Genomic DNA, 7408 nt, shown 5'->3' with positions numbered 1-7408 from the left:
GGAATGGATTGGTTCCGACTCCTTCGCGACAAGATTGAGAGGGCGAAGCAATATCCTCCGAGGGCCCGGCGATGGGGGATGGAGGGGACTGCGGAAGTGCAGTTTCGCATTGCGCGAGACGGGAGCGTCGAGGATGTCACTGTGGTAAAGTCTTCTGGGTTTCCCCTCTTGGATCGAGCAACGGTAGAGACTCTCAAACGGGCTGCCCCCCTCCCAGTCATCCCCGGCACGATCCGCGTCCCTATCTCCTATCGCCTGCGCAAGCGATAATAGGACCGAATTGGACGGCAGTGGAAGGCTCCGGTATACTTTCAGATACCATGGGTGAAAAGCCGCTGACGATTGTGGAGTTTTCCGATTACGTGTGACCCTGGTGTTATCCTGCGGCGGTCCGCCTGCACCGGCTTCAAGAGCGGTACCGCGACCGGGTCTCCCTCAAACGGTGGAGCTTTGCCCTGCGGCCAGAGCCAGATCCCACCGCCACCTTTCAGGGAACCTATCGTGAAGCCGCTTGGCAACGGGCTTCCTCCCTCTCGACGGATGTGGGAATCGCGTTTCGGATGTGGACTCGTCCTGATTTTCCCCAGTGGAGCCTGCCGGCCCTACAGGCGGCCAAGTGTGCCGAATTGCAAGGGCCTGAGGCTTTTGAGCGCATGCATTTCGGCTTGTTTCGGGCGTTCTTTGAGGAGGGGGTGAATATCGGAGAGGCGGCGGAGGTTATCGAGGTGGCCCGGCGGGCCGGCCTGGATTTGGAACGGTTTCTCAAAGATTACGAGCAGGGCAGTCAGCAGCACCGGATCTTGGAGGAACACCGGCAGGCCGTGTCGCAGTATGGGGTCCGGGCCATCCCAACCGTGGTTATTGGCGAGGCGCCCCCCATTGTGGGGGCAGTTCCCCTGGCAGAGTATGAACGGCTCCTAACGCGGCTTCTCCAATAGTCCAGCGAGGTTTCATGTCTCGATTTTCGCTTGACATACTGAAGATCCGTATGGTAGGAAAACATTGTTTGTTTTTAGCACATCGGATGATCAGCCCGCATTTCGATCACGCAATCTTGGCCCATGTCTTCCATCGTGGTACAATGCTTTAGCGGCTTCTGCCTCCGTCGGGGCAGCCGTTAAAGGCGCATTTTCCGCCGGCTGTGAAGCCACGGGGGCAGACGTCAAGGTTCCCGTGGTTATTTTTTTCGGTCGAACGAGGCCGGTAAGGTTCAACCGTTCATCGTCCAGGGAGCGAAGAGTCGATGCTGAGCGATCTTCACGAGGAGCTTCGTCGATCAGTCCGGGATTTTGTGGTGAAGGAAGTGTTCCCGATCGCCGACGTTCTCGATTCCGAGGAGAAAGATATCCCGGAGGAGATCATCAAGAAGATGGCCGAGCTGGGCTACTTTGGCCTGGTGTTTCCGGACGAGGTTGGAGGCGTTGGTCTTGACTACTTGGCACTGGCTGTCGTCTCGGAGGAGCTTTCGCGGGGTTGGCTGAGCGTCGGCAGTGTCCTCACCAGAAACCTCATCAGCGGTCTGCTCATCCAGGCCCACGGGTCTGAGGAGCAAAAGAAACGATTCCTACCGGGGATCACCTCCGGAGAGCTTCTCACGGCTGCTGCCTTCACCGAGCCCGACGCAGGCTCAGACACGGCGGGAATCAAGACGCGGGCCCGGCGGGACGGGGACCGCTACCTGTTGACAGGGGCGAAAACGTGGTGCACTTTCGCCAATTCCGCCCATGTGCTTACCGTGTTGGCGCGGACCGATCCCGACCCGTCAAAACGCCATAAGGGGTTGAGTCTCTTTCTCCTCGAGAAAAAGCCGGGCGACGAGTTTGACCCCCCCCGGATCGCCGGTGAGCCGATTCCCACAATCGGGTACCACGGTATGCGTTGCTTTACCTTGGGGCTTCAAGACTGCCCCGTTCCGGCGGAGAACATGATTGGTGGGGTCGAGGGCAAAGGCTTCTACCAACTCATGGCGGTCTATGAGTCGGCGAGAATCCAGACGGCAGCGCGCGCGGTCGGCGTCGCGCAGGGGGCCTTTGATCTGGCCTTGAAGTATGCGCAGGAGCGGCAGCAGTTCGGGCAGCCGATATGCAACTTTCAGGCGATCCGGCATAAGCTCGCCGATATGGCTACCGAAATCCAGGCGGCAAGACAGCTGACGTACTACGCCGCGACCATGAAGGACTCCGGCCGGCGCTGCGACTTGGAGGCGGGGATGGCCAAACTCTTCGCCGCCGATATGGCGGATCGGGTTGCCTCTGAAGCATTACAGATCCATGGGGGATACGGGTACTCGAAAGAGTATTCCGTTCAGCGCTACTGGCGGGACGCCAGACTGTTTCGGATCTTTGAAGGGACCAGCGAGATCCAGCGGGAGGTCATCGGTAAGCGGTTGGTCGAACGATAGGTCGCACGTCGCTGGGCGAAGCACGGCAAGTCCCGGGAGGAAAGACGTATGGGCATGAAGGAAGAAAAGGAAGAAAAGGAAAAAGAGATTGCCGAGGCGATGAAAGCCTGGGAGGAGCAGGTCTTGAACCCTGCCCTGGCACGGGTCCAAGAACGCGAGGAGTTTTCCACCTCGTCGGGGATCCCGGTCAAGCGTCTGTATACCCCGGAGGACACGGCCGATCTTGATTATGCGGAAAAGTTGGGATTCCCCGGCGAATATCCTTATACGCGGGGCATTTACCCCACGATGTACCGTGGTCAGCTGTGGACGATGCGCCAGTACGCCGGAATGGGGACGGCCGAAGAGAGTAACGAACGGTTCCGCTACCTGCTGAAAGAGGGGCAAACCGGTTTGAGCGTTGCTTTTGATCTCCCTACTCAATTGGGGCTGGACTCGGACGATCCCCTGGCCGAAGGGGAGGTGGGACAGGTGGGGGTTGCCATCGACTCCTTGGCCGATATGGAAGTCCTCTTCGATGGGATTCCGCTGGAACGGGTCACGACTTCGATGACCATTAACGCCCCGGCAGCGATCCTGGTGGCGATGTATATCGCTGTGGGCGATAAGCAGCAGGTGCCAAGGGAACGGCTGGCCGGGACTGTCCAGAACGACGTGCTCAAAGAATATGTGGCCCGAGGGACCTATATTTTTCCGCCGGGCCCCTCGCTCCGCCTGGCCGCTGACCTTATCACCTTCTGCGCCAATCATCTACCCCGATGGAATCCCATCAGCATCAGTGGCTATCACATCCGCGATGCGGGTGCGTCGGCGGCCCAAGAGATGGCTTTTGCCTTTGCCAATGCCATCGCCTATATCGAGGCGGTGCGACGCCAGGGTCTGAGTGTGGATGCCTTTGCTCCGCGCCTTTCTTGGATCTTCAACACCCACAATCCTTTCTTCGAGGAGATCGCCAAGTACCGGGCCTTACGACGTATGTGGGCGAAGCTCCTGCGGGAGCGATTTCAGGCACAAGATCCTCGGTCGTGGATGTTCCGGACCCATACCCAGACCGGCGGCTCGACATTGATGGCTCAGCAGCCGGAGAACAACATCGTTCGGGCGGCCCTGCAGGCCCTGGCTGCGGTCTTGGGCGGGGTGCAGTCGCTGGCCCTTTCTTGCTTTGATGAAGCATTAGCCATTCCGACCGAGGAGGCCCAGCGCATTGCCCTGAGAACGCAGCAGATCATCGGCTACGAGACGGGCGTCGTGGATACCGTGGATCCGCTCGCTGGCTCCTACTACCTCGAGGCACTTACAGACGAGCTCGAGCAAAAGGCCTGGGGCATCCTCGAGGAGATCGAGGCAATGGGGGGTTCTGTCCCCGCCATCGAGCGTGGCCATATGCAGCGGGCAATTCAGGAGGAGGCTTACCGGTTCCAGCGGGAGGTCGAGGAAGGCAAGCGGATCATCGTGGGAGTCAACCGTTTCTGCGGTGATCAGGAACAGCGAACCCCGATCTTTCGGGTCAACCCGGAGGCGGCTCAGAACCAGAAGGCCAAGCTGGCCGCCTTCCGGCCGGAGCGGAAGAGTCGAGCGGTGCAACAGGCGTTGCTTCACCTCCGTGAGGCTGCTCTTGGCGAGCAAAACTTGATGGAACCCATCTTGGATGCGGTGAAATCCTACGCGACGATCGGTGAGATTTGCGGCGTGCTCCGCGAGGTCTTTGGAGAGTATAAGCCCCCAACGGGGCTCTAGGGAGGCAGGTGCCCCCGGGCTCCCGATGGGCTGACAAAGGAGTGGGGTATGGAACAGGCAGTGGTCGTCAGCGCAGTGAGAACCCCGGTCGGGAAGTTTGGTGGAAGCTTGAAAGATATACCCGCGACCAAGCTGGGGGCCCTGGTGATCAACGAGGCTATCAAGCGGGCCAACCTGAAGCCGGCGCACGTCGAGTGGGTGATCATGGGCAGCGCGCTTCAGGCGACCCTGGGTTTGGGGCCGGCAAGGAAGGCAATGCTAGAAGCGGGGCTTTCCCACGAGGTCTCGAGCTATACAGTGAATAAGGCGAGCGTCACAGGGATCGAGACGGTGGGACTGGCCGCTCAGGCAATCTGGGCGGGTACAGCCGATGTCGTTGTGGCCGGGGGGATGGAGAACATGAGCCGGACCCCCTTCATGCTCACCCAGGCCCGCTGGGGACATCGGATGGGCTCCCTTGAGGCCTTGGATCACATGATCCATGACGGGCTCACCTGTCCCGGAACCGGGGAACGCATGGGCGTCCTTGCCGACTCGATGGCAGAAAAATTCCAGATCAGCCGGGAGGACCAGGACCGACAAGCCTTGACGAGCCAGCAGAGGGCAGCCGAGGCGATCAAGGCGGGGAAATTCAAGGAGGAGATTATTCCCGTTTCTATTCCGCAGGCAAAGGGCGATCCAGTCCTCTTCCCCCAGGACGAGCATCCGCGGCCAGATGCCACACTAGAGGCTCTGGCTAAACTTCAGCCGGCCTTTAGTAAGGGGGGGACGGTCACGGCGGGGAATTCTTCGGGGATCACTGACGGGGCGGCGGCCGTCGTCGTCATGTCCATGCGCAAGGCAAAAGAGTTGGACCTGAAGCCCTGGTACCTCATCCGCTCTTGGGCCCACGGTAACGTCGAACCGGCCATTATGGCCATTAGTCCCGTCCCGGCGACCCGAAAGGCGGTACAGAAGGCTGGGCTAAAGATAGAAGATATCGACCTGTTTGAAGTCAATGAGGCCTTCGCCGTTAAGGTTATCGGCTTCGAGCGCGAAGTTAAGATAGATAACGCGAAGATCAACGTCCACGGCGGATCCATCGCCATCGGTCATCCGATCGGGGCCTGCGGGACCAGGATCTTTGTGACGCTCTTGTACGCCCTCCAGGACCGGGGTTTGCGATACGGTGTCGCATCCATGGGGGCTGGCGGCGGGGAGGGGAACGCGTTGGTGGTGGAGCGCCTCACCTAGCCTCCCCAATCCTCTCACCGCAATGACCGTGACCAAAAAGCGGCACGTGGAAGAACTAAAAAGTCGATGAATTGGCCAAGAAAGTTGAGGTCCTGAGCCAGTCTTCGTGGACCCCCCTCCGCCCGTAGGGATCAAGCAAGAGTCCTTTGTAGGCATTCGTAATAGTACAATACTTGTGGCCTCACGCTGCCTGTCTCCGGTAGAATGAGAGCGAGGGGGGGAAGATCGTTTCCGGAGACTCCCGTGAAAGATGGGGGAGTTTGAAGAGGAACTCAAAGGGATAGGGAGGAGCCATGGTCCAGTGGAATGCTGACGCCCAACAGGAGATTCTGAGGAGGTGGCAAGAGGAAATGACCCGTCACACCAAGCGGGTGGCGAAGGCGATGGAGCTGGGCCTGCGACCCTCCGAGCCCCAGGTCGGGCAGACGCCTCGGGATCTCATCTACCGGAAGGGCAAGGCTAGGCTGTACCGGTATCGGCCGGCAACCGAGACGGTACATCCTGTTCCCCTCCTCATGGTTCCCAACCTTGGTATCAGCCGGCCCTACATCTTCGACTTGCAGCCCGGAAACAGTTTCATCGAACACATGGTGAAGCAGGGTTTCGATTTCTACCTCCTCGACTGGGGGGTCTTCGGGGAGGAAGACAACGGCCTGACCGTGGACCACTGTGTGGTGGGCATCCTTCCCATCATGGTCAAGAAGCTCCTCCAGGCCTCCCAGGCATCGGCGGTCAGCCTCCTCGGTTATTGCATGGGGGCCCCATTGAGCGCCTCCTATGTCGCCCTTCATCGAGAATCTCCCGTCCGTAATCTTATTAATATGGCCGGTCCCATCGATTTCGAACAGGCGGGGCTCTTCTCGACCTGGATGGATAAACGGCACTTTGACGTCGAGAAGCTCGTCGATACGTTCGGAGGGCTGCCGGCGGATCTCATTCGGGCCGGGTTCAAGCTTCTGAAACCGACGGCTGACCTCAGCACCTATACCAACCTCTGGTGGAACCTATGGAACGACAACTATGTAGAGAGTTTCAAGGCGTTGAACACATGGGCGAATGACTACACGCCTATCCCTGGGTGCTTCTTTAAGCAGTGGGTGGAGGACTTCTATCAAGGGAACAAGTTGATCAAAGGGGAACTCTACCTCGGAGGGCGGCGGGTAGATCTAACCAACATTCACTGTTCACTCTTGGCCGTGGGAGCGGAAACCGATACCATCGCCCCGCCAGCGTGCGTCAAAGCCTTGGTCGACGTCGTAGCGAGCCAGGATAAAGAGTACGTTGAGCTGCACGGGGGACACATCTCATTGATCGCCGGTCGGAAAGCATCGAAGGTGGCCTGGCCCGAGGTGTCGGGCTGGCTGGGTCCCCGGTCCCAGTGATCGATACGTTGAGGACACCCCCGAATGGTAACGTGTGAATAGGGAGGCGATCATGAGCACCAAAAGCTCGTCGGAGGATCTGCTGGAGCAGTGGAAGGAGTCCATGCAGCGGGGGATGGATGCCTGGCTGGCTATGATCGGCCAGACCCCACAACCCAATATCGATCAATATTGGATGCCGTTCTTCAGTCAGGGGATGGTGCCCCCTTCCCAGATGTTGAGCCAGGGCGCGTCGCCTGATCTCCTTCAGATCTGGAAGCGGTTCTTGGACCAGGGGATCGAGGCGTGGGCGAAGGCCTTGGAGAAGGCCATGGCGACTGAGACGTTCGCCTCGGCCTTCGGGAAGTACATGGACCAGTACGTCAGTGCTGTTGGGCCGATGCAGAAGGAGATGAAGAAGGCGAGTGAAGCGTACCTAAGGGCGCTTGGCCTCCCATCCCGAACCCAGATTACTGAGATGACCTCTCAGATTTCTTGGGTGGAAACGAGGATCGAGGAGCTCGAGGCAAAGATAGAACAGGTTCTGGCCGGCGTCGCCTCCTTGCAGTCGGCCCTCGAGAAAGGCGGCACACAGGGCCATCGATAGCGGGGCTACCTCCCTTTGAAGTGGGGCTGCCGCTTCTCAAGGAAGGCGTTGACCCCTTCCGTCTTGTCC

At 59.3% G+C, this 7408-nt stretch carries 6 protein-coding genes and 1 pseudogene; all 7 read left to right on the top strand.

Annotation, left to right across the window (positions count from 1 at the left end; translation table 11 throughout):
* On the top strand, nt 1-270 hold a 270-nt coding region (locus O6929_08860), incomplete at its 5' end, for an energy transducer TonB (GenBank protein MCZ6480496.1).
* A 113-nt stretch (nt 271-383) separates the two neighbouring features.
* Nucleotides 384-938, top strand: a pseudogene (locus O6929_08855) (DsbA family protein).
* 305 nt (nt 939-1243) lie between these two features.
* Complete coding sequence (locus O6929_08850) at nt 1244-2401, top strand: acyl-CoA dehydrogenase family protein (GenBank protein MCZ6480495.1); 1158 nt, start codon at nt 1244-1246, stop codon at nt 2399-2401.
* 99 nt (nt 2402-2500) lie between these two features.
* A complete protein-coding gene (locus O6929_08845; protein ID MCZ6480494.1) occupies nt 2501-4138 on the top strand; it encodes a methylmalonyl-CoA mutase family protein in 1638 nt (545 codons plus the stop codon).
* Nucleotides 4139-4186: 48 nt separating this feature from the next.
* A complete protein-coding gene (locus O6929_08840) occupies nt 4187-5371 on the top strand; it encodes an acetyl-CoA C-acetyltransferase (GenBank protein MCZ6480493.1) in 1185 nt (394 codons plus the stop codon).
* 293 nt (nt 5372-5664) lie between these two features.
* Nucleotides 5665-6753: an alpha/beta fold hydrolase gene (locus tag O6929_08835; GenBank protein ID MCZ6480492.1), complete on the top strand. Its 1089-nt coding sequence runs from the start codon at nt 5665-5667 to the stop codon at nt 6751-6753.
* A gap of 52 nt (nt 6754-6805) precedes the next feature.
* Nucleotides 6806-7339, top strand: coding sequence for a hypothetical protein (locus tag O6929_08830; protein MCZ6480491.1), 534 nt, complete (start codon nt 6806-6808; stop codon nt 7337-7339).
* The last annotated feature ends 69 nt before the right edge of the window (nt 7340-7408 follow it).

It is taken from the genome of Candidatus Methylomirabilota bacterium, from assembly GCA_027293415.1.
Classification (GTDB): domain Bacteria; phylum Methylomirabilota; class Methylomirabilia; order Methylomirabilales; family CSP1-5; genus CSP1-5.
This window is presented reverse-complemented; position numbering and strand designations above follow the sequence as displayed.